The 22,286-nt window shown below is 45.7% G+C and carries 22 protein-coding genes and 1 pseudogene; 9 read left to right on the top strand and 14 right to left on the bottom strand.

The window, feature by feature from the left end:
- Positions 1-70: 70 nt before the first annotated feature.
- The 7 genes and pseudogenes from L693_RS0127305 to L693_RS28625 all read right to left on the bottom strand — a co-directional run bounded on the left by L693_RS0127305 (position 71) and on the right by L693_RS28625 (position 4,958).
- Positions 71-1,105 (bottom strand): NAD(P)/FAD-dependent oxidoreductase, encoded by a 1,035-nt coding sequence (locus tag L693_RS0127305; RefSeq protein ID WP_025721647.1) that lies wholly within the window; start codon positions 1,103-1,105, stop codon positions 71-73.
- A gap of 114 nt (positions 1,106-1,219) precedes the next feature.
- Positions 1,220-1,717 carry a DUF1572 family protein gene (locus L693_RS0127310; protein WP_049825308.1) on the bottom strand — a complete coding sequence of 166 codons (498 nt, stop codon included), beginning with the start codon at positions 1,715-1,717 and terminating at the stop codon, positions 1,220-1,222.
- Between the two features lie 62 nt (positions 1,718-1,779).
- Positions 1,780-2,079, bottom strand: a pseudogene (locus tag L693_RS28620) (GNAT family N-acetyltransferase); the annotation flags it as partial.
- Between the two features lie 44 nt (positions 2,080-2,123).
- Positions 2,124-3,131: a phosphotransferase family protein gene (locus L693_RS0127320; RefSeq protein ID WP_025721651.1), complete on the bottom strand. Its 1,008-nt coding sequence runs from the start codon at positions 3,129-3,131 to the stop codon at positions 2,124-2,126.
- A 2-nt stretch (positions 3,132-3,133) separates the two neighbouring features.
- Entirely contained in the window at positions 3,134-3,625 is a 492-nt protein-coding gene (locus L693_RS0127325; RefSeq protein ID WP_025721653.1) for an 8-oxo-dGTP diphosphatase, read from the bottom strand.
- A gap of 186 nt (positions 3,626-3,811) precedes the next feature.
- The gene (locus L693_RS0127330; protein ID WP_025721654.1) at positions 3,812-4,240 is read right to left on the bottom strand and encodes a GNAT family N-acetyltransferase; all 429 of its coding nucleotides are present in this window, start codon (positions 4,238-4,240) and stop codon (positions 3,812-3,814) included.
- A gap of 448 nt (positions 4,241-4,688) precedes the next feature.
- A complete protein-coding gene (locus L693_RS28625; RefSeq protein WP_081752223.1) occupies positions 4,689-4,958 on the bottom strand; it encodes a hypothetical protein in 270 nt (89 codons plus the stop codon).
- A 282-nt stretch (positions 4,959-5,240) separates the two neighbouring features.
- Here L693_RS28625 and L693_RS0127340 point away from each other — a divergent pair, with 282 nt between their 5' ends.
- A complete protein-coding gene (locus L693_RS0127340) occupies positions 5,241-5,816 on the top strand; it encodes a class I SAM-dependent methyltransferase (protein ID WP_025721656.1) in 576 nt (191 codons plus the stop codon).
- A 19-nt stretch (positions 5,817-5,835) separates the two neighbouring features.
- The gene (locus L693_RS0127345; protein WP_025721657.1) at positions 5,836-6,441 is read left to right on the top strand and encodes a DedA family protein; all 606 of its coding nucleotides are present in this window, start codon (positions 5,836-5,838) and stop codon (positions 6,439-6,441) included.
- Between the two features lie 14 nt (positions 6,442-6,455).
- Here the strand turns inward: L693_RS0127345 and L693_RS30340 are convergent, their stop codons facing one another.
- Positions 6,456-6,614, bottom strand: a complete 159-nt coding sequence (locus tag L693_RS30340; RefSeq protein WP_155983957.1) for a hypothetical protein — start codon at positions 6,612-6,614, stop codon at positions 6,456-6,458.
- 837 nt (positions 6,615-7,451) lie between these two features.
- On the opposite strand from L693_RS30340, the gene L693_RS32555 reads away from it, so the two are divergent.
- Positions 7,452-7,541: a putative holin-like toxin gene (locus L693_RS32555; protein WP_370880996.1), complete on the top strand. Its 90-nt coding sequence runs from the start codon at positions 7,452-7,454 to the stop codon at positions 7,539-7,541.
- 209 nt (positions 7,542-7,750) lie between these two features.
- Here L693_RS32555 and L693_RS0127365 read toward each other — a convergent pair whose 3' ends face one another.
- The 3 genes from L693_RS0127365 to recQ all read right to left on the bottom strand — a co-directional run bounded on the left by L693_RS0127365 (position 7,751) and on the right by recQ (position 13,097).
- Complete coding sequence (locus L693_RS0127365) at positions 7,751-9,061, bottom strand: alkaline phosphatase (RefSeq protein WP_025721658.1); 1,311 nt, start codon at positions 9,059-9,061, stop codon at positions 7,751-7,753.
- Between the two features lie 176 nt (positions 9,062-9,237).
- Entirely contained in the window at positions 9,238-11,148 is a 1,911-nt protein-coding gene (locus L693_RS0127370) for a B12-binding domain-containing radical SAM protein (protein ID WP_025721659.1), read from the bottom strand.
- Between the two features lie 50 nt (positions 11,149-11,198).
- Positions 11,199-13,097, bottom strand: coding sequence for a DNA helicase RecQ (gene recQ / locus L693_RS0127375; protein WP_025721660.1), 1,899 nt, complete (start codon positions 13,095-13,097; stop codon positions 11,199-11,201).
- A gap of 218 nt (positions 13,098-13,315) precedes the next feature.
- On the opposite strand from recQ, the gene L693_RS0127380 reads away from it, so the two are divergent.
- The gene (locus L693_RS0127380) at positions 13,316-14,329 is read left to right on the top strand and encodes an RluA family pseudouridine synthase (protein WP_025721661.1); all 1,014 of its coding nucleotides are present in this window, start codon (positions 13,316-13,318) and stop codon (positions 14,327-14,329) included.
- Positions 14,330-14,423: 94 nt separating this feature from the next.
- Here L693_RS0127380 and L693_RS0127385 read toward each other — a convergent pair whose 3' ends face one another.
- Entirely contained in the window at positions 14,424-15,260 is an 837-nt protein-coding gene (locus L693_RS0127385) for a hypothetical protein (RefSeq protein WP_049825309.1), read from the bottom strand.
- 659 nt (positions 15,261-15,919) lie between these two features.
- On the opposite strand from L693_RS0127385, the gene speD reads away from it, so the two are divergent.
- Entirely contained in the window at positions 15,920-16,726 is an 807-nt protein-coding gene (gene speD / locus L693_RS0127390) for an adenosylmethionine decarboxylase (RefSeq protein WP_025721663.1), read from the top strand.
- A 271-nt stretch (positions 16,727-16,997) separates the two neighbouring features.
- Positions 16,998-18,416, top strand: coding sequence for an NAD-dependent malic enzyme (locus tag L693_RS0127395; RefSeq protein ID WP_025721665.1), 1,419 nt, complete (start codon positions 16,998-17,000; stop codon positions 18,414-18,416).
- Positions 18,417-18,499: 83 nt separating this feature from the next.
- Here the strand turns inward: L693_RS0127395 and L693_RS0127400 are convergent, their stop codons facing one another.
- Both L693_RS0127400 and L693_RS0127405 read right to left on the bottom strand, forming a co-directional pair.
- Positions 18,500-19,180 (bottom strand): serine/threonine protein kinase, encoded by a 681-nt coding sequence (locus L693_RS0127400; protein ID WP_025721667.1) that lies wholly within the window; start codon positions 19,178-19,180, stop codon positions 18,500-18,502.
- 94 nt (positions 19,181-19,274) lie between these two features.
- On the bottom strand, positions 19,275-20,051 hold the full coding sequence (locus tag L693_RS0127405; RefSeq protein WP_025721668.1) for an HAD family hydrolase: 777 nt from the start codon (positions 20,049-20,051) through the stop codon (positions 19,275-19,277).
- A gap of 375 nt (positions 20,052-20,426) precedes the next feature.
- Between L693_RS0127405 and L693_RS0127415 the strand changes: the two genes are divergently transcribed.
- The 3 genes from L693_RS0127415 to L693_RS29710 all read left to right on the top strand — a co-directional run.
- Positions 20,427-21,281: a hypothetical protein gene (locus tag L693_RS0127415; protein ID WP_025721669.1), complete on the top strand. Its 855-nt coding sequence runs from the start codon at positions 20,427-20,429 to the stop codon at positions 21,279-21,281.
- 111 nt (positions 21,282-21,392) lie between these two features.
- On the top strand, positions 21,393-22,148 hold the full coding sequence (locus L693_RS0127425) for a threonine/serine exporter family protein (RefSeq protein ID WP_025721670.1): 756 nt from the start codon (positions 21,393-21,395) through the stop codon (positions 22,146-22,148).
- Positions 22,149-22,168: 20 nt separating this feature from the next.
- On the top strand, positions 22,169-22,286 hold a 118-nt coding region (locus tag L693_RS29710; protein ID WP_197030085.1), incomplete at its 3' end, for a threonine/serine exporter family protein.

Raw genomic sequence — 22,286 nt, forward strand, 5'->3', positions numbered from 1 at the left:
TGTCCCAATAGGATAGACGCACGTTCCTGTCATACATATCCTCATCATCCAAGTAGGGGAGCTTATATACCTACTCTACAACACCCAGCTCACGATTTTTTTCCTTGAAACGGCTGTTGTGGGAGGATACATAAGCCGCTTTGTCTGCTGTGGGATCAATGTACAGCTTGGCACTGTTCAGCGCAAGGGCAGCGTCCGTGAACGTGCCTGCAATTAGATACAGCTTGCTTCCGTACTCGACAAAATCACCTGCTGCGAAGATACCCGGTACATTCGTTTCCAGCTTTTCGCTCACTCGGGCATGCCACTCACCCATATCCAGTCCCCAATCCCGAATCGGACCGAAGTCGGATTTCAGACCATGATTCACGATTATTGCATCGACATTCAATACCTGAGTTTCGCCCGTCTCTACATGGCTAATCGTCACCTGCTCAATCGTTTCTCCGTTATGGCTATGTAGCTGACTTACCGCATAAGGCGTGAGGACTTGGACCGAAGACGCTTTCATCCGAGCTACATTTTTCTCATGTCCGCCAAAATGATCCCGACGATGTACGACGGTCACACTCGCCGCAATAGACTCCAGCTCATTCGCCCAATCCACCGCCGAGTCGCCTCCACCGGAAATCAGGACGTGCTTATCCCGATATGGCTCCAGCTCTTGCACGGTATAATGCAAGTTCGTAACCTCATAACGATCCGCCCCGTCAATCTCCAGCTTGGCCATTTTGAGAATGCCATAGCCTACTGCCAGTATAACGGTGCGGGTCCAATGCTGCTCTCCTGTTGCAGAGGTTAGCAGGAAGGTTCCATCCTCTTGCCGATTCAAACCTGTGATCTGCTGTCCCAGCACAATCGTAGGCTCGAACGTTCGCGCCTGCTGCTCCAGCTGGTCGATCAGCTTTTCACATAAAATCGGGGTGACTCCCCCAACATCCCATATCATCTTCTCCGGGTATATGCGCATCCGTCCGCCCAGCTCATGCTTGGCTTCGATCAGCTTGGTTTTCATATCTCTCATGCCACTATAAAACGCAGTATACATTCCGGCAGGACCACCGCCGATGATCGTTACATCATATAATTCCAAGGACTCTGTCACTCTGCAACTCTCCCTACCTTAGCATAATCTGTCTGTTTCTATTATAAGTGATAATAATTATCAATATCAATTAAGAAATAAAAACATGACAATTACGGAGGTTGCAGCTTTTCCTCATTTTCCGTTCAGGGATCGCTGTACTATCGCGTGCAACGCTCTTTCATTAAGTCCATTTTGTACAAATTGAAAACGGTGATCTGCCAATCTTTGTACTCGGTCTATGATCTGTCCCAAATGATAAGCCGTATGCTCTACCACATGGTAAACGTCATGCATATTGATCGCGCCTGTGTTGTCCAATGCTGCGCAGAAGGATGAAAAAGCTTCTTCTACTTCCTCCATAAGCTGCTCCTTGTTTTGCATGGATGGTATGAAGCTATCCTCCATTCCTTGCTTGTATGTAATCGTCGGATCCATGAGCTTGGATGCGTTTCTACGCACATGCACCAAAATATGATGGATGATCCCACCAATACTGTTCGTTTCCGCCTCACCAGCGTTCCATAACCCCTGTTCGTCCAAAAGCTTGATGCATGTCCGCAGCTTTACTAAATATTGATCATACATTCTGTGTTTGGAGATGATTTTAAATTCATGCATAGAAGGATTCATATGGTCAATAGCCCCCTTAGTGCTTTATCTATCTAATCTTCTCGCGTTATCCTCTTTCTCACTCACAGCTCGATCCAAAACCGATTAACAAGATTTCCGTCTTCCTCTACGTAATCTGTGTCCGGTGTTCCGCCATTGCGTATGATTGTTTTTTTGGAAGCGATATTCTCGGAGTCGCATACGACCAAGGCTCTGGGAATACCCAGCTCCTTTGCTTTCTCCAGTGCCAAGGTCAGCATGGTAACAGCATACCTGTTTCCTCGTGCCGAAGGACGGATACCGTAACCGATATGACCTCCTGCATTGAGCAGGTGTTCGTTAAGATCATGCCGGATGTTTACCGCGCCAACTACCTGACGGTTTGCATACCACTCACTTCCTTCTCTTTATGTATTTGATTGGTCTGTTATGATTTATATATTTCAACGTCCGTAAATTTTTGCGCCCATTCCGCAAAAGAGAGCTTGTCATCCCAAGTGACTTGCTTCATTGCTTTGGCACATCCCCAGTTGAGAATTTGTTGATACAGCATATGCACCCGGAATCGCTCAATAAATCCTTCTTTGGTCTCCATACCTTTGAAGTATACAGTGAGAAACTGTTTTGCCAGCTCTTCCTGGCCGTTTTCCAGATACATGGTAGTTATCTTCGGAAGATCTGCAACTCCATCGCCAAAATAAGCTGTCGTAAAATCAAATAGTCCACTGACTCTCCAGCCGTTTTCTCCGTTCTGCACAAGCACATTTTGCGGTTTAAAATCTCCCATCACAAATGTGGCAGCCCCCAGTTGATCAAATGCTTGACGTGAATCTTCCAATATTCCCTCTACCCATTCCATATCCATTACAGAAATGTTTGAGTATTTTTGGGCATCCTCTAGCCAGTATCGAATCCGTCCATACAACCATGCTCGATATGAGATTTCAAAAGGACGAATGGCCAAAGTCGTTGTATCCAGCTCCCCACTGTTCTTAACCTTCCAGCTATGAAGTTCCAACAAGGCAGCAGCAAGCCTTTCAGCCATTTGCTGTTTATCCAGTGAGCTCAGTCTTGCCTGCAGCTCGGGTGTATGTATGTGCTCACCGTACAAACGCGGCATAACAGCATAGCTCCAGCCGAAAATATCGTCGGTATCATCCACCAGATAGGGTGCCGGTACAGGAATTGAAGTCCGTGTGTCTAATTGCTCCACTATAAACCTTTCTTCCACCCATTGTCCTGAAAAAAGTGGATTTCCCTTTAACACAAACTGTCCAGCCGTTGAGGAAATATAGAGGGTTTGTCCCATCACTCCTTCTGCCGTTTTTTCAGAAGACAGCAGACGCCCCAAATCGAAACGATCCAGCACTCTCTGCAATTGATCATTCGTGACCTCTCCTAACCGGTTAGATGAAAAATAAATCCTCGTCGTCATCTCTACACCCCATAATTTTTAATTGTTGCTTCGAGGGTTTCGTCAGTATCCGCCAGCCATACAAAACTAACCTCGAACGTTCCCGGCTCGAAAAATAAGGGAAATCTCCGCTTAAACCAATCCTGCATCGGCAGATTGAGCGCCTCCTTCATATCCACCCACAGCAGTTCTCCCTCGGGGGGATTGTTCAATAGTTCACCTTCCGTTGCTGTAGCCAAATAGTTAAAGACCATGTATCGCAGCCCTTGGCTCGGGTCACAATATTCGTCAATTCCTTTAAATACAATTTCCTTAACCGTCAACCCCGTTTCTTCCTTTACTTCACGAATGGCCCCATTCACAATACTTTCTGGAAACTCCACTTTCCCTCCTGGGGCAATATAGCCCGGAAAACCCTTCTTATCCGGTCTGTTCATAAGCAATACCTTGGTTCCGTCCTGAATCATACACATGGTATATAATTTGTGTGTTACTTCCGTGGTCATTTTGATCATACCCTTCTTTATTCATTCTTCTCTATGATCTAGCTTTAAATTTTCATACCAGCACCAGTTGAGCAAAGGTACACTCCTTTTGCGACGGCGACGGTAATATCTCCTCAAACCAGGGATCGACGAACAATAATCGAATCATGACACGTTATATAATTCCTTGATCTGTACGAGTATATTATAGAGTCCTCAAAAGATATTTTTCTTGTAATAATAGTGTTTAAAACCTCGGGGAGCATCATCAATGACGCCAACCACTTCGTACCCATGCTTTTCATAAAATTCGGGTGCCTGAAAAGTAAACGTGTTGAGCTGAATAAAAGTACACCCTTTGTTTTTAGCGATTTGTTCGATTTTACCAAGCAGCTGCGAGCCATAGCCCGCTCCTCTGTGACGCTGATCTACCCACAAAATATCAACCTCCACCCAGTTCCAACACATTACACTTAGGAGACCGCCAATGATCTGACCATCTTCATTTTTAAGGGTAAGATTAATCTCTTCATATCGGTTTCGAACATCTTCAGGTACATGTTTCGCATTAAATTCAATCAATTTGTTTCTAACAAAACGCGCCCCATCTCTACTGCTCCGACTCATTTGAGTTCTCAGCGTCATGACATAAGTCCTCCAATTTTTTAATGTGTCCTTAAAACGGGGTTCTACTGTTATTTATTGTATATATTTTTGTATGCCTAGTCACTTACTTCATTTTTTATCCAGAGCGCCCACTGAAGAATTGCTGAATGCTAAAAAAGCAGACCCTCCGGTGTGCGGAGAGTCTGCTATCTTTAATAATTATCATTGTTGTACAATGTGAGTAGTGACGAATGGCTTAACCGAAATATCCAGTTATTTTCCAATTTCTGCAATATCGCTACTGCTATCATTGTTGCTACGGGGCGCTTCCGTGTTGCTTGGAACGGACTTTTCCACTTTTGTAGTTGATGTACTGCTGGATTGAGAACTTTGCTGCGCAATTTGAGCTTCAAGTTGATCCCTTCTCTTTTCCAGGCTGGCTGTATCGTTAGTGCTGGATGGCGATGAAACAGATTGCTCAAAAATCTTAGCGATTTTTATCAAATAAAGCCGATATTTCTTCATCTGTCGGATTCGATTCGTCAGTATTTCCCATTGCGTTTTTCAGGGCAGAGAGAATATCTGTTTCTTGATCATTCTCCGAAGTGGTCAACCCGGATACAGAACTGGAATTCAAGATGCTTTGCAGATCACTCAGCAAGGATCTTTTTTCATCTACCGTAAGCTCTTGTTCAGATGCAGTACTGTAATCCTCTTGGTTGGAGGCTTCTTGGATATTCCATGCAAATGGAGGCATAATTCAGCCCATGGCTTGCATCATTGGAGGCAGACCACTGGGAGCCTGCATTCCTCCCGCGTATTCTGTAAATTCCTTGCTCAATTCGAGTGAATCGTTAGATTTCTTATGTGTCGTGTGAATAATAATCCCCATTTCCCTAGACTATAGCCAAGGAAAATCCCCGCCGTAGGACGGGGATATGAACCCTACTCCGGACAGGAGTAAGTATAGGGATAATTTGTTACTCTTAGCAGAGAATAAACGAACGTATTTAGAAAAGTGGAAGAAGGGGAACGGTTCATGATCCGTATTAGTCATTTGGTTCACGAAAGATTTATGTTCTTATTTAAATTTTTGCATTCACCTACATATGTGGGGAGTGTAACACCAAGCTCCAGATTTCTGGCTAAAAGCATGATTGAATCCATTCCTTGGAGTGAAGTTCATGCCGTCGCAGAGCTAGGGGCTGGCACGGGAGCAATTACTCAGTATATTCCTCAAGCGGCAAGAGCTCAAACCAAGGTTCTGCTGTTTGAGAAGGATCAGACTATGCAGGAGAGCTTAAAAAGAAGGTTCCCGAATTATCTGTGTTATTCCGATTCACGTGAGCTTCAGCTTGCCACAAAAAATGCCGAAATTGAGCAGCTTGACTGCATAATAAGCGGGCTTCCCTTTTTTAATTTCCCACAAGCCATGCGAAATCAGATCGTAGAGCAAATTCATCTATCGCTCAGGGATGGTGGATTGTTCGTCGCCTTTCAATATTCTAAACAAATGAAGCAGCAGTTAGGTGAATGGTTTGATATTGAAGAGATCAAGTTTGTGCCCATGAACATTCCGCCTGCATTCGTCTATGTATGCCGGAAGAAAGCATAAGTAAGGGGGGAAAATGGGTATGGACATTGACCATTTAATTTCCATTATTGAAGAGTACGGCTATGCGGCCTTATTCTTTACTCTATGGCTCGGAATCGTGGGGCTGCCCATTCCAGACGAAGTCATTGTGATGACTGGCGGGGCTGTAACAAGCATGGGAATCCTTCATCCACTACCCGCTTTTTTAATGGTTTATCTTGGGGTTATATCAGGCTTATCCTTAGGATATGTACTGGGGAGACTGTTAGGTATATCCGTTTTGGACCGTTTGCGACGACGGAAAAGAATGGACAAGTACATTGCGTTTTCGGAAAATTTAGTACATAAGTATGGAAATTTCACGATTTGCATCAGCTATTTGCTACCCATCGTTCGTCACATTATTCCTTACATTGTCGGTATCAATAAAATAAGCTTCAAACGCTATGCACTTTTCTCTTATTCAACTGGCTTGATTTGGACGCTGATCTTCTTTCTGCTCGGACGCTTCTTTGGCAAGCATGTAGAGACAGCTGGAGAACTGATACATCGTTATGGCTTGAAGGTTACTCTGCTTGTCATTGTACTGACCATTATATTTTTTACAATGAAATATGTTTGGGGGAAGAAAACAACAGAGGAGTAAAGGAAGATTAAAAGTTACCTTAGTGCCACTGCAGTACCACTGCGCAGACGGATGGTGCTTCCCATCGCCACCGCCCCCGGATTTTTGGAATAAAGTCTTTCATCGGTAAAAATCCGGGGACAAAAGCGACCGCTTCGCTTGTACAGCACCATTCCGCCTACTCCGTTTTTCATGTACATTTCCTCGGTTCAGCTGGGAGATCCCTCGTTTTCGGTATTCTTCATCCACGAATAAATTATCAATATCCAAGATCATTTCATCGAAATAGTAGAAAATAAGGATACAATTGTGTAAACTCAATCACTTTATCTTTTGCTATATCCTTTACGATAAAAATGATCGACTGCAAAATACATAGCTTCCTTTTCCTACCTGTAATTTTAAATCAAATCAAGAATGTTCACAAAATATTCGATATTTATTGAAATTTCCTATTGATTTGATGTCACTATGATGTCACCTTTCGGTATACCAAATCGCTATGTAATGATACAATATTTACATGATATTTTGTCATTCCACATTAAAATATTTTCCCTCCGGAGGTTTGTAAATCATGTCTAATTCTTTAGAAATATTAATTGAACCCATAATCAGAAACCGATTAGAAACATTGTATAGTAATCTTTCTAAAACCATACCGGAATACAACCAATTTTCCACGGAAAGCAACCAGTATTTTCAACAAATCCGTGAATCCGTTCCCGAGCATCTCGAACATACCCTATTTTTATATGAAGATGCCCAAATCTCTCTACAATCTATTCTGGAGAACCAAATGGATTCAAAGATGCTATGCAATTTTTAGATGAGCTACGTAACACCTATACTGGTTAAGAACTACATAATAATTTTCAACTTTAAAAATATATCTTCTGAAAAAACAAAAAACGCCTGTTGGTAGGCGTTTTCATTTTTGTCCTTTTTAGCAATACTATCCATATGATATACTATAAACTAACAACAGAATGGCTTAGATGGCGGTCGGCTAGTCTCCTGCAAAGGAGGTGATGCTTGTGGAGGTTAAAGATACGCTGATGTTGATGATTCAATTTGCAACGTTGGTGATCTTGATTATTTCCTTCAACAAAAAGAAATAGACCGCCCTCTGGAAAAGGAATGCGGTCATATTTCAATGACTAAAACTTTTTGAACAGCCACCGCCCTTATAAGCAGCTGTTGTAAAAGAGTGAGGATGTTGGCAGCATCCTTACTCTTTTTCAGTATATACTTATTAGCTTTAGTTTATCACAGGAAAATCCATATTGCCAATATGGAAAATATTTCAAGGCGCGGCTTTCACACCATATTACTTCTTCAATTGAAGCAGCTTAACCAGCTTGTCATGAATGGCAGTATTCGGGTAATTCCCGGTAAATTGAGAAGAGCCCGGTCCCATTGCAGTCAGTGCCACATCTACTGCGGTGTGTCCTTTTGTCGTCCAATCAATATAGAACGTTTCGTCCGTGCCATGAATGGTGAAAGGACCGTCTTCATTTGTTGTACCGTCATCCGCTTCATCTTTCGCATCCTTGCCTTCAATGGCCAAACCGCCTGTTTCATGGTCTGCCGTCACCAGAACTAATGTATCTGGATGCGCTTTGGCATAGTCCTTAGCTACTTTAACAGCCTTATCCAGCTGTTGTCCGGCCTTAATCGTTAATTCACCTTCATTGTCATGCGCCATCTCATCCGTTCCTTCTTCCTCTACCATCAGGAAAAAACCTTTTTTGTTTTTGGAAAGCACGTCAATCGCTTTCGCTGTCATATCCGGCAAAGAAACCGTTGGGTTGTAAGAGTTGCCGAGCTTGTTGTGAGCTTGGAACATTTCTTCATTGGCGAACAATCCGAGCAGTTTAGAGCCCTTGGCTGCTTTCATTTCTGCCTGATCTGTCACATAGCTATAGCCCAATTTCTTGGCCTGCTCCACCAAATTTCCCTGAGTTCCTTTACTGGCTTCCTCAGGATCTTCTGCCGGGGCATCAGGATGTTTACCGGCTGTTCCTGCCGGATACCAGAAATCCTCACCACCACCCAGAATAACATCCAGCTTACTCTTTTCCAGATACTGCTTGGCGATCTCACTTTGAGCAGAACGCTTCTCAACATGCGCACCAAAAGCTGCACCCGTTGCGTCTGTCACTTGGCTTGTCGTCACGACACCTGTTGACATACCTGCTTTTTTAGCCAACTCCATAATCGTTGTGACTGGTTTTTTATTCAAATCCATCCCAATAGCACCGTTATATGTTTTTACACCTGTTGCAATTGCAGTAGCCGCAGCTGCCGAATCTGTAACCAGGTTGTCCCCCGAGCTCGTGCTAACGAGGCCCGTTACCGGCATATTGTCCATTTCAAGCAATCCCGACTTTCCAACCGTGGCCAAGCGAATCGCGTTGCGACTTGCTTCTCCCATACCATCGCCGATAAAAATAATGACATTTTTAGGAGCAGCGGCTTTTGCTGATGCAGCATTTTGTCCTTTCGATGCCTGTGCGGTAGTGGATTTGGTAGCTGACGCTGCAAAGGCCTTAGGAATATCTGAGGATAACAATGGCGCACTCAAGACGGTAAGGGCGCTTAAAGCAAGAAGACTCTTTTTCACTGAATGCTTTTTCACAAGGTCACACTCCAATAAAGTTAATATATGATGAAATAATCATATATTTGTTTTGTGAAATTTTATAAAGCAATAGATTATGCGAATGTAAAAATTATGTTCATAAAACACAAAAAAGGCACCGATTCTTGTAAACCAAGATTCGATGCCTTCTATAGTTTAAAAGCTATTCTTAGTTAAATCGCAGCAATTTCCTTGCCGATCGGCATGGTATAGTAAAGCGGCTTTTGCTGTTCGTTTTGCTGATAGACGACTAGTAGCAGTGTTCGCCCTTCAGCAGTCAATGGGCTACCTCCACTCAGGATATGGTCCAGACTGAACGGTAAAATATCCAGCACAGCGTGCTTTTGCAGCTCCTTTTCACCCAGCTTCAAGGAAGCAAAGGCCGGGATCATCTCGCGATATGGCTGCGACTGCTGGCTGCTCGTAGCGGAATGGACATCCGCAGCAGGAGAAGGAGAAGCCTGTACAGCATGCTGTGTCGAATCCTCTCTCACCGTCTCCGCCACAGCGTCCGCAACCACAGGTGACAACAGTGCATCCGGGTGCTGAAGAACCATTTTCATATAGCTGGACCAGTCATCCTTCTCCAAAGTATGCTCCCACCAGATTTTACGCGGCTTGTATTTATGGTTCAGGAAATAATCGAGCTTCATGAGCCCGAGCACGATCTCCATTCGCTTCGTTCCGCGCGATACCAGAAAAGACTGGAGACGCGTGAACAAGTCCTCGAGCTGGTGGCCGATTTTTTGCCAGCCTTGCCCCTCCCAGTAGTCTCCGAACTCTTGAAAGAAATCAAAGGCGGAGACAAATTCACGCTCGATCAAATAGTTCACCGTATGATCCATACGATGGGAATTCCAGTATTTCTCCAATACATCTTCCAAGCGTTTGAGCCGAACGATATCGGCAAAGGAAAGGACATCATTGCTCAGCATTTCATAAGGTGCCACATCCATGTATGTGTAATTATATTTATCGGCGTCAATACGCAGCCCTGTACCTCGCAGCATTTTGAGGAAACCGAGCTGGAGCTCTTCCGGGCCGAGCGCAAAAACGTCATTAAACGTTTTACGGAAGGTATTGTAGTCCTCCAAAGGCAGGCCAGCGATCAGATCCAGATGCTGGTCGATTTTGCCGCTTTGTTTGACCTTCGTAACGGTGCGGGAAAGCTTGGCAAAGTTCTGCCGACGCTTAACCAGCTCATTGGTCGGGTCGTTCGTCGACTGGACTCCGATTTCAAAGCGAAAGATGCCCGGCGGCGCATTCTCCGCCAGATAATCCAACACCTCGGGACGCATAATATCTGCTGTAATCTCAAACTGGAAGACACAGCCGCGATGGTTTTCAATCAGAAATTTGAACATCTCCAGCGCATAGTCCCGTTTGATATTAAATGTACGGTCTACAAACTTGATCAATTTGGCCCCGTTGTCAATCAGATACAGGATGTCCGACTTTGTGCGCTCAATATCGTAATAACGCACCCCGACCTCAATGCTCGACAGACAAAACTGGCAGCTGAACGGACAGCCCCGGCTCGTTTCAAAATAAACAACCCGCTTCCCGAGTTCCGGTATATCTTCGGCAAAGCGATAGGGCGACGGCAGCTCGTTCAAATCCGCCTTCGGACGACCCGGCATCAGGATAACCTCTTCACCCTTGCGGTAAGCCAGTCCATATACAAAATGGAACTTGCGATCCCCCTCCAGCTCCTGGAGCAGTTGATGGAACGTTTCTTCTCCCTCACCAACAACGATAAAATCCACATTCGCCAAGCGCTTCATCCAGTGCTCTGTATCGTAAGATACCTCCGGACCACCCAGTATGATTTTGACCTCGGGCATAATCTTTTTCAGCACATCAATCACTTTAATGGTCTCTTCAATGTTCCATATATAGCAGGAGAAGCCGATGACATCTGCTCCTCGCTGAAATAAATCGGATACGATGTTCATCACTGGGTCCTTGATCGTATACTCCGCCAGCTCGATATCAAAATCCTTTTCACTGTAGGCTTTGAGACATCGGATGGCCAGCGAGGTATGAATATATTTTGCATTTAACGTTGATAAAATGACTTTCATAGGTCACAACCTTCTATAGTTTGCATGGATGCTTCTATTCTTTAGTATAGCTATTCAAAATCCTCATACACATCGTCTGGATAAATCTCATCCTCGTTCACCGTTCCACCGACATTCCCCTGATTTTGAAAAAAATCAAGAAACAGCTTGCCATACTTGCGAAACTTCACTTCACCGACACCCTTGATCCGCAGCATATCCGCCTCGGATTGCGGATTCGCCACACTCATCTCACGTAATGTAGCATCATTGAAAATAATATAAGACGGCACATGCTCCTGAGCGGCCAGATCACGGCGGATCAGGCGCAATTGCTCAAATACGGTTTCGTTGACCGCCGCTGGATATGCATCGCGTCCCTGTCTTCCGCGTGGACCTGCCCCACCTGCAAAAGCCGTGGCATGTCGAACCACACGCTGCATAACTTCACGCTGACCTTTCAGCACTTCTACTGCAAGTTGCTGCAAACGAACGACCGGATATTGGCCCTCAGACAGCACCAAATAGCCTTCCGATACGAGAACATTTATAATTTCGGCAATTTCTTTTTCCGTCCGATTGCCCATCACCCCATAGGTTGGAAGACTGTCAAAACCATACTGGAGCACCTTTTTGTTGCGTGAACCTTTCAACACTGAGGCTACCATCGAAACCCCAAAACGCTCCCGCATGCGATGAATGCAGGAAAAAATCTTTTGCGCATCTATGGTCATATCGACCAGCTCCCGCTCATCCGTGCACGAGCTGCATATGCCGCAGGCTTCATGCTCCTCTGCCTCACCGAAATACTCAAGCTGTGCCGTGCGTAGGCAGCGAGTTGTGTAGCAATAGTCAACCATCTGCTGGAGCTTGCGGTAGTCGTTGCGCTTGCGGTCTTCATCCTGCGGATTTTGCTCAATCAGGAACTTCTGAGTGACGATATCTTGCGGTCCAAACAGCAAAATGCATTGACTCGGATCGCCATCACGTCCTGCGCGTCCCGCTTCTTGGACGTAAGCTTCCATATTTTTAGGCATGTTGTAGTGAATGACGTAGCGCACGTTCGATTTATCAATCCCCATACCGAAGGCGTTGGTCGCAACGATAACACGGATATCGTCGTACAGGAAGCCCTCCTGGCTATCTGCACGTTCCTGATCTGTCATCCCGGCATGATAGCGTCCTGCTGCCATGCCTGCATCACGAAGTCGTTGGTACAAATCGTCTACGTCTTTACGAGTCGCCGCATAAATAATGCCTGAATCACCCTCATGCTCACGGGCATAATTCAGCAAAAAGCTGCGCTTGTCTTCCCCGCGCAGCACGCTGAACGCCAAATTCGGCCGTCCAAGGCCTGTGACGAACGTCTCCGGGTTGCGCAGACGAAGCAGTCGCACGATGTCGTCCATGACCTGCGGTGTTGCCGTTGCCGTAAACGCAGCTACAATCGGACGTTCATACAGCCCTTCCACGAACGGAGCCACGGCCAGATAGCTGGTGCGGAAATCATGGCCCCACTGGGATACACAGTGAGCCTCGTCCACCGCAACGCAGGAAATCGGCAGCTGGGTCATCTCATCGCGAAACCAGTCCAGCTCCAGCCGCTCCGGTGCGACATACAGCAGCTTCAAATCGCCATTCCGTGCGGCACGGATGCGGTCATTCACTTCTCGTCCACTCAGCGTGCTATTGATATACGCAGCCGCTATCCCCATCGTCGTCAGCGCATCCACTTGATCCTTCATTAGCGAGATGAGTGGTGACACAACAATCGTTAAACCCTCATGCAATAAGGCAGGAATTTGATAGCATATGGATTTCCCACCGCCTGTCGGCATAATTCCTAACGTATCGTTTCCTTCCAGCATACTGGCGACAATTTTCTTTTGTCCCTCCCGGAAGTCGGGATAGCCATAAAATTTTTGTAGTAAATCCTGCGCCCGTTCCAACGTAGGTGCTTGTACACTCATAAATTTAAAACCCCTCATATTTCCAGCGTCCTCGACGCATATCAGCTTTTCTTTCGTTATCTTTAGTTTACCGGGGTTCAAGGTAATGTTCAACCGCTGGAAGACCGTTATACAAGTTTCCTTCCCCATGGCATTCGCTGTTTTCTCATGATATAGTGAACACGGTGCCGCAGTTGTACACAATGATGAGATACGGTACCAAGAAGGAGAAAGAATCCATGAACAATCGGAAACCCCAACGAAAAAATCGTACAAAATCAACGTTTAACACAAGCGACTCTAAGCGCAACCACAAATCTGCCGAAAAACCTGGCTCACATAGACCGGAAACACGAGGAAAAAAGAGCACTTTTGATAAAACTCCTGCAAAAACATATATCGTCCAAGAGCCGGCCGAACTGCTGAGCTTTTTGGTAGAGCATGTCACTGGTATGGGGCGTAATTCCATTAAATCAGCGCTTGCCCGAGGACAGGTATCTGTAGACGGCGTGGCCCGCACAGTGCACAATTTCCCGCTGGAGCAAGGTCATACCGTCACACTCTCCAAGGAAAAAGTCGCTCCCGAAGTGCCGCTGACTGGCCTGCGTATTTTACATGAGGATGAAGCCATCATTGTCATTCATAAGGATGCCGGGCTTCTGTCTGTCGCCTCTGCGCAGGAAAAAGAAGTGACAGCCTACCGCCAGCTTACGGCCCATGTACGGCGAGAACATCCGTATAATCGTATTTTTGTGCTGCATCGTTTGGATCGGGATACGTCAGGAGTCATGATGTTTGCCAAAAGCGAGGCCATTCAGCAGCAAATGCAACAAGCGTGGAAAGAAGTGGTGTATGAACGAACATACATCGCTCTCGTAGAAGGGCAGATTAAAAAAACGGAGGGTACGATCTCCTCATGGCTGAAGGAAAGCAAAACGCTGAAAATGTACTCCAGTCCATATCCGAATGACGGACAGCACGCGGTTACTCATTACAAGCTGCTCCAAGCTAATCGGCATTTTTCCTTGCTGGAAGTACGTTTGGAAACCGGACGCAAGAACCAGATTCGCGTACATATGGAGGATATCGGTCATCCGATTGTTGGAGATAAAAAATACGGCTCCAAATCCAAGTCGATCGGCCGCCTTGGCCTGCACGCGCGAGTATTGTCATTTATTCATCCCGTTACTGGAGTATTGCTGCGTTTTGAATCCGAAACGCCTAAGACCTTTTTGAATTTGTTTCGGGATTAAAATTGTACAGGGCATACAGGGATTGGATGGAATTATGAATGAAAAGCTTGGGGCTGTATGAGTCAGCCCCAAGTTTTGTTGATTAAGCGGTATGTTACCGAACACCGTCAGCCATTTTCATCAGTTCATCCCATATGTACACGGGAGTATTGCAGACTGGACAATTTAGCCAACCGTTCAAATAAGGCAAATGGGTCAAAAGCTTGTTCTCTTCGATTTTCTGGGTGTACTCATGTAACCATTGTATATCGGAACCTCTATGATCCAATAAGCCGGGGTGAATCGGGTGGGGGGTCAGGCTGCTTAAAAGTACAGGATCTTTATCGTAAACGATCAGGGCATCACTCTCTTCAGCAGGCCAAATATAGAGCGGGACACCGCAATGCGGACAATCCAGCGTATATTCATCCCCTGTATCGAAACTTTGAAGCATATTGGCTATACTGCGATAGCCTTGAAAGGCAGCAGCAGCAGCCAAAACATAACGCTTGCCTATGTTTCCCTCATGTTCTTTCGCATAAAGCACCATTTCTTCGGTCAACTGTGCAAGCCTCACAATGGCCTGCTGATATTGCTCATAAATATATTCAGCCACACTAGAATCCACTTCTATTTGATCCCTTGTAAATTCCAAAGGCACTTTGGTATGCGAAGGATTGTAATTTTTCGCTTCGAATATTCCGCAGATGTTATATATGTCCGCGCGAATACCTACATCAGAGCTGTTTAATGCAATGTCTACAAGGTAAGGTACGGCTGCAAATGTACAAGTATACAACGTGTTTTGGTGATATAGTTCCTCCCAATACAAGGTGTCAGCTATTTCGCCGTCATATCCGGCTTGGAGCTGGTTCAACATTTCCGGAACGTATTGAGAAGAACCGTAGGGGCCTTGGAGCAAATTCCAGACCGGATCGGACAAAGCCAGCATCTTGGTACTCCTTTCACCGTTTTTCTTACAGAAACGTGGGATAAGATTTTGCAATCCCTTATTCTATCAAAATTCATTTAACTTCATAATTCTTAGCTTTTTATGTTTATACGCACAACATAAACTGAAGTTGCTTTTCTCATTTACGCAATGTACAAAGTCACTATCTTCGGGGTCTATAATCATATTCGGTTAAGTTTTAAATATTATGAAGATGACATATACTTTTTTTGAACATTAAAAAATAATGAAGTACATCTTTGAATAGAGCGGTCAATCACCCGGATCTTCTGTTTACTACGAGTCCATTGTCGATTCTGTTCCAACACCAAAACAACTAATCCGCTAACAACGACTTTCCCACACTTGAGTAGACACCCATATAGCCTTTTTCCTCATTTGCATAGTCCACATTATAAATCCTGTTACTTAAAAATCGCTAAGGAAGAAATAAAGTATATGCGCATTAAATTTCCATACATGTTAAAAAGAGAGGCTCCTTTGGTTCCCTTGCCTGTTTGCAATTCGCCCTAACGGGTAAGACATATTTGTTCATGCCTTAGTCTTATCGCTACAGAACTGATTGGATGAATCGGTATATGAACAGGTTCGTTGGGAATATTATGTATGAATACTGCGACCATAAGGGGAAATAGCCTATGACCATCACACCGGAACAGCGGATTACCCTGCACGGATTTAACAATCTGACCAAATCATTAAGCTTCAACATGTATGATATCTGTTACACCAAAACCAAAGAAGAACGCGAGGCCTATATTGAATATATTGATGAGCAATACAATTCGGACCGGCTGACAGCTATCCTGAAAAATGTGTCCGACATTATAGGCGCCCATGTGCTGAGCGTAGCCCAACAGGACTATGTTCCTCAAGGAGCGAGCGTGACAGTGCTTATATCGGAAGGCCCTATTGTGGAGGTACCAACTGAATCATACACCGAATCACCAGGCCCCCTGCCTGACTCAGTCGTGATACAGCTGGATAAAAGCCATATCACTGTCCACACCTACCCGGAGTATCATCCAGACGAGGGGATCAGTACGTTCCGAGCAGATATTGATGTCTCTACCTGTGGAGAAATTTCTCCGCTTAAGGCATTGCATTATTTGATCCATTCTTTCGACACAGATATTATGACGATTGATTATCGGGTACGCGGCTTTACGCGTGATACGAATGGACACAAGCTGTTCATTGACCATGACATCGTCTCCATTCAAAACTATATTCCCGCCGAAGTACGCAGCCAGTATGACATGATAGATGTGAACGTGTATCAGGAAAATATATTCCATACCAAATGCAAGCTAAAACAATTCGATTTGGACAATTATCTGTTCGGCTATACAAAGGAAAGTATGAGCATGGACGAGCAACAGAACATATCAACACGCCTCAAAGCTGAAATGGACGAAATTTATTATGGTAAAAATATGACGTAGCCAGATAAGCATTGGGCATCGAATGATGCACAATGCTGAATCTTTTTTTGAAGAGAGGATGATCGTTTGGGCTGGAATATAGCCGGGCTTTTGTCCTTTTTTGCTGCGGAGTCATAGGTATCTTCCAGCTTTATCTGTACAAATGGGAGATTGTTCAATATGATAGGGAAAGAAACTACTAATTTGAAATGTCAGCAGCTATTTGGAGGCTCGCTTCCATTTGTAAGCGCAATCAATTGATTTTGTTATGCAACAAAAAGGAGGAATTTGCATGCAAGGCGGTATTGGCGGTAAAAATATCATTTTACGACTGGAAATTTCCACCGAGCACATCCAATTTGGTCAATTGATTACGCTGGTAAACGAACATGGCGGAGATGTCATTGCGATTGACGTCATTCGTACCTCTGAGAAAGTCACTGTGAGGGATATTACGGTGACCATTGCCGATCCAGCAGAAATCGACCGAATGATTACCCGGATCAAAAAAGCGCAAGGCGTAAAAGTATTGTCCATCTCTGATCGTACCTTTCTCCTACACCTTGGGGGTAAAATTGAAATGCAGCCCAAGGTTCCGATTCAAAATCGTGACGATTTGTCCCGGGTATATACCCCGGATGTGGCACGCGTATGCATGGCCATTCATGAGGAGCCGGACAAAGCCTTCCGGTTGACGATCAAGCGCAACACAGTTGCTGTTGTCTCTGATGGAAGCGCCGTCCTCGGATTGGGCAACATCGGCCCCTATGCAGCCATGCCGGTCATGGAAGGCAAAGCCATGCTATTCAAGCAGCTCGGTTCCGTTGATGCCTTTCCGATTTGCCTGGACACGCAGGACACCGAGGAAATTATCAAGGCTATTAAGCAAATGGCCCCAGCTTTTGGCGGTATTAATCTGGAGGATATTTCGTCACCACGTTGCTTTGAGATTGAGCAGCGGCTACGAAAAGAACTGGACATTCCAGTCTTTCATGACGATCAGCACGGCACAGCTGTCGTCTTATATGCTGGTCTGATCAATGCGCTGAGGGTCGTCGGCAAATCACTGTCTGAGGTCAAAATTGTCGTGTGCGGTATCGGCGCGGCGGGTGTGGCCTGCAGCAAGATTTTGCTATCTGCCGGAGCTGTCAACATCATTGGCGTAGACCGTCACGGAGCGATTACAGCTGATGAGACTTATGAGAACTCGATGTGGAACTGGTATGCGCAGCATACCAACCCCGAACGGCTGTCTGGCTCACTGTCTGAGGTTCTGAAGGACGCTGACGTGTTTATCGGTCTATCGGCAGGTGGACTGCTGCAACGAGAGGACGTGAAACGCATGAATGAGGCTCCTGTGCTATTCACCATGGCTAACCCGGTTCCCGAGATTGCGCCAGAGGAAGTCGAGGATATCGCAGGTGTCATCGCCACAGGACGTTCGGACTATCCTAATCAGATTAACAATGTGCTTTGTTTCCCTGGTATTTTTCGGGCAGCGCTTGACTGCCGTGCCCGTGAAATTAACGAGGAGATGAAGCTGGCGGCGGCAGAAGCCATCGCCAGCACTATCCGTCCCGAGGAGTTAAACAAGCTGTATATCATCCCCGGTGTATTTAATGAGAGCGCTGTTCAACGTGTACGGGAAAATGTCATTAAAGCTGCAATTGCGAGCGGTGTCGCCAGAAGAGTGCCCCGAGATTTCAGATAAAAGAAAAGGATTGCTCCCCTTATTGCGGGTGCAATCCTTTTTTTATAAAAATTCAGGTACTAAATGGGCTACCGCAATAGCCGTTATGATCTCCATTTAGAGAACAATTGACTGGCCCGCTGGGCAAACTCCTCCAGATTGAAGCTGGAGTTATCCAGCTTGTAATACCACTTTTTGATCGTATCCAAAACCCAGGACGGGACTTTAACCTCCGATATACCTGAATAAAACGTGTGATACGCCCATACGAGATGCTCCCATCGTTTGTCATCGCCTTCTTTGACATATTCGGATACATCCAATACCTTGGCACGTCCATTTTGCATTAGCACATTCTTGAGGTGAATATCACGCGGATTCAATCCCTTGGATCGGACAAATTCCCTCGCCTCTTCCACATCCAGAATGACCTGCTCCGGCACCGGTATTCCTTGCAGCAGACAATCCAGCAGCGTAATACCGGATTCATAGCTAATCACAATGTATTTATCGCCCTTCCCGTAATAATGAGGAAAAAAATCGGACCCCTGCAAGCGTTCATACACCTGGGCCTCCGCATCTTTCTTCTCGATCGCCATGTCTGAATACACCTTGAACGCGTAGCCGGGTAATGAATCAAGTGTAAATACGGCCGCATCTGTTCCAATGCCAATACAGCGGACGTCCTGGGTGACTGTTTTAATAGTAACTGGGTCATTATCCTCCGTACTGTAAACGGTCACTTGACTTATGATGTCGTCTGCTTGTCTCCATTGTTCAACCATGTGCGATCCCTTCCTTCTCCTGTTCTAAAACATTTCAAATGAAGTTAGACATATGCCGGATAAGTTGTATTACGGGTCATCTTCAGGAACGGGTTCAAAATGATGCAGGATTGGTTTTGGAACCTGCAATATGCACCGGCTTCAAAGTATCAGGCAGCAGTAATTTCTTCAACTCTGCATAACTTACCGCTGTTTCATAGGCTCCCAGCACGTCAGATTCCGGGGAAGCGTTCCTGTGATTGAACCAAATCCCCCGCCAATTTGCGGCTACGGCTCCGGCCACATCATTCCGCCAGGAATCCCCAATATAGCAGCAATGCTCTGCCAAAGTTCCTGTCCGCTCGTTCACTACCTCAAAAATGCGTGGATCGGGCTTGGCATATCCAACAGTTCCAGATACAAAGATATGCTCGGGTGCAACATGATTTTCCAGCGCCATCGCCTTGATTTTACTCATCTGATGCTCTTCAAGACCGTTCGTAATCAAGCCAACCAAGTATCCAGCCGAGCTCAATGCATCCATTAAGGATGTGGCTCCCTCAAAAGGAGCGATCCGATACTGGCGATCCAAGTATACTTTTTGAACATGTGCCGCCTGCTCACGAGTGATATCCACTCCGAATTCCTGTAAAGCCAGAACGAAACGGCCCTCCCTCATATCGTCCAACTCATCTGATCCTGCCTTCCCCTCCAATAATCCTCCTTGGGCCGACAATAGATCGCTATAATAACGAATGCGGTGGTAGGCTTCTTCATAAGGAAAACGCTCACTTAATCCTAATACTGTACGCAGCGCAGCGCGTGCAGGGTGCAAATGATCATACATGGTATCATCTACATCAAAAAAAACGGCCTTCTTTTGCAAATTCATATGCCCACTTCTTTCTGTAAAATCTTTGGATGACGCTCATCTTCACCTTGTCCTGATATTATACCCGTTGACCTGTTGCGTTGCACCCTACCCATTCATGATCCGTCTCCCGCATTCACGCTTCACAGCTGCTAACATACTCTGAAAAGACCACTTTTTTTCGCAAATTCACTTTACTCCTGTACTGAACTAATATACTGGACTAACATAGGTATCTTGTCCTGCTTGACCCGAAAGAGTTTTATTCCTCAGTACACAGGTAGAAGGTCACATTTTTGAAAAGATTCGTTACAGAGGTTTACATTTCGTGTGAAATCACTTAACTTTTAGGGATGAATGCTTTACGGATGTATTTGGAAAAGGGAGGCATACACGATGGATTCCGGTTCTAACTTAGCCTACGGATCAGCTACACCTTTGATTGAGGCACTTATCGAATTTGAACAGGAGCTTGAAGCGAACCGGCATTCTCTGGGCTTTGATTTGGGATTGATAATGGAGCAGGGTCGCGCACCACGATATATGGCTACACCGCCAGATGTCATTCCTTTTGCCCATGCAGGTGTGGATGGAATACATTATGGTTTTTTAACCGATTTTGGACTTGAAAAGGATCTTTCACAGGCTCCTATTGTGTGCGTATCCCCCGTTGATTGGACAGGAGTATGGGTGGTTGCGCGCCATTTGCAGGATTTTTTAAGCGTGGTTTATACAGAAAACAGTTCATTAAAACGGTACTACGCCAATGGAGAGGACTATTCTGGACATCTAGATCAGCGAACGCCTCAGGCCACAGATGAACGCACGCAATTTGTACGCGAATGCTTTCGAGAACGCTTCAGTATCCAGCCCATACAGGATATGGCTGTCTACATCGACAATTTGCGATTGGAACGGAAGCAAAATGAAGCCGCTCCTACGTTGAACGGCTTGGGCATTCAAAGATATTCGACTGCAAGGCAACACTCTTCTACTAAGGGTGCCCTTTTGAGCGTGGCAGAGCCCTTCCATTGGGGACAGCAAGGTGAAGCTGTGCGTGAGTTGTTTCGCAGCGGATCGTATGAAGCCAGACTGGCCTTTATTCGGGATGCCCAGACACGGCATCTGTTCACCCATTCCGCCCTGCGTGCTTTTGTAGCAGGACAGCTTAAAGCTATGGGCCTGTCTGAGGCCGCAGCATGTTTGGAAGAGTCCTATTATACAGTTATTCCGGATACGGTGGAATCTTAACCGAATTCTTGAATTTCTCGAGCAACACCGCCTCTAAAAAGGCGGCTTTTTGTGCTACAATAAATGAAAATAATAGGGTCAAACGACCCGTACGCATGAAAGAGAGCGAGCATGAATAATCATTCCTATCCTACTCCTGAGATCGTGGAGGTTTGTCTGTTGGCCGGCAAGCTGATGATGCAAAATGGAGCTGAAACCTACCGCGTCGAAGACACGATGTCCCGCATTGCCTCAGCCTACGGTATCCCCGAGTCCCATAGCTATGTAACACCGACCGGGATTTTTTTTGCCATTAACAACTCGGAGCCTGCCAAGCTCATTCGTATCGTAGAGCGGACCACCGATTTGCACAAGGTAACTGCGGTGAATTCCATTTCACGTAAAATCAGCACAGGTGACTTGTCTCCCCGCGCTGCGGTAGAGGAGCTTTCAGAGATTGAATGTGGGCCTCTCCGCTATTCCAACCGTGTACAGCTGGCAGCCGCCGCCCTGGCTAGCGGTTGTTTTATGATTATGTTTGGTGGAGTCTGGCGAGACTTCCCTGCAGCCGTGTTGTGCGGCGGTATTGGCTTCGCATCCGTGCAATATTTTCACAGGCTTGTTAAGGTTAAGTTTTTCTCAGAGTTTTCCGCATCTTTTTTGATCGGCTTGCTAGCGGCTCTGCTCACGATAGCAGGTTGGGGGCAGATGATGGACAAAATCATTATTGGCTCCGTCATGCCACTCGTGCCAGGCTTGTTAATAACCAATGCCATCCGTGATTTAATGGCCGGACACCTTGTTTCGGGACTTTCGAAGGGTGCTGATGCTTGCCTGACGTCTTTTGGCATCGGAGCTGGTGTTGCAGTTATCATTACGTATATGTGATTCGGAGGAGATCCAAGCTTATGCTTGCACAATTATTCACAAGCTTTATTGCCACCGCTGCTTTCGGCATTCTGTTTCACGCCCCCCGGCGCTCGCTGCTGCAATGCGGCTTTGTCGGTATGCTCGGCTGGCTTTTCT

Source organism: Paenibacillus sp. 1-18 (assembly GCF_000520755.1).
In the GTDB taxonomy this organism is placed as follows: domain Bacteria; phylum Bacillota; class Bacilli; order Paenibacillales; family Paenibacillaceae; genus Paenibacillus; species Paenibacillus brasilensis.

Coding starts and splice junctions, on each gene's coding strand:
- L693_RS0127310 (WP_049825308.1), bottom strand. CDS start 1,717: ATGAATCCTTCTATGCATGAATTTAAAATCATCTCCAAACACAGAATG.
- L693_RS0127320 (WP_025721651.1), bottom strand. CDS start 3,131: ATGACGACGAGGATTTATTTTTCATCTAACCGGTTAGGAGAGGTCACG.
- L693_RS0127325 (WP_025721653.1), bottom strand. CDS start 3,625: ATGATCAAAATGACCACGGAAGTAACACACAAATTATATACCATGTGT.
- L693_RS0127330 (WP_025721654.1), bottom strand. CDS start 4,240: ATGACGCTGAGAACTCAAATGAGTCGGAGCAGTAGAGATGGGGCGCGT.
- L693_RS28625 (WP_081752223.1), bottom strand. CDS start 4,958: ATGCCTCCATTTGCATGGAATATCCAAGAAGCCTCCAACCAAGAGGAT.
- L693_RS0127340 (WP_025721656.1), top strand. CDS start 5,241: ATGATCCGTATTAGTCATTTGGTTCACGAAAGATTTATGTTCTTATTT.
- L693_RS0127345 (WP_025721657.1), top strand. CDS start 5,836: ATGGACATTGACCATTTAATTTCCATTATTGAAGAGTACGGCTATGCG.
- L693_RS30340 (WP_155983957.1), bottom strand. CDS start 6,614: ATGAAAAACGGAGTAGGCGGAATGGTGCTGTACAAGCGAAGCGGTCGC.
- L693_RS32555 (WP_370880996.1), top strand. CDS start 7,452: ATGCTTGTGGAGGTTAAAGATACGCTGATGTTGATGATTCAATTTGCA.
- L693_RS0127370 (WP_025721659.1), bottom strand. CDS start 11,148: ATGAAAGTCATTTTATCAACGTTAAATGCAAAATATATTCATACCTCG.
- recQ (WP_025721660.1), bottom strand. CDS start 13,097: ATGAGTGTACAAGCACCTACGTTGGAACGGGCGCAGGATTTACTACAA.
- L693_RS0127380 (WP_025721661.1), top strand. CDS start 13,316: ATGAACAATCGGAAACCCCAACGAAAAAATCGTACAAAATCAACGTTT.
- L693_RS0127385 (WP_049825309.1), bottom strand. CDS start 15,260: ATGCTGGCTTTGTCCGATCCGGTCTGGAATTTGCTCCAAGGCCCCTAC.
- speD (WP_025721663.1), top strand. CDS start 15,920: ATGACCATCACACCGGAACAGCGGATTACCCTGCACGGATTTAACAAT.
- L693_RS0127395 (WP_025721665.1), top strand. CDS start 16,998: ATGCAAGGCGGTATTGGCGGTAAAAATATCATTTTACGACTGGAAATT.
- L693_RS0127400 (WP_025721667.1), bottom strand. CDS start 19,180: ATGGTTGAACAATGGAGACAAGCAGACGACATCATAAGTCAAGTGACC.
- L693_RS0127405 (WP_025721668.1), bottom strand. CDS start 20,051: ATGAATTTGCAAAAGAAGGCCGTTTTTTTTGATGTAGATGATACCATG.
- L693_RS0127415 (WP_025721669.1), top strand. CDS start 20,427: ATGGATTCCGGTTCTAACTTAGCCTACGGATCAGCTACACCTTTGATT.
- L693_RS0127425 (WP_025721670.1), top strand. CDS start 21,393: ATGAATAATCATTCCTATCCTACTCCTGAGATCGTGGAGGTTTGTCTG.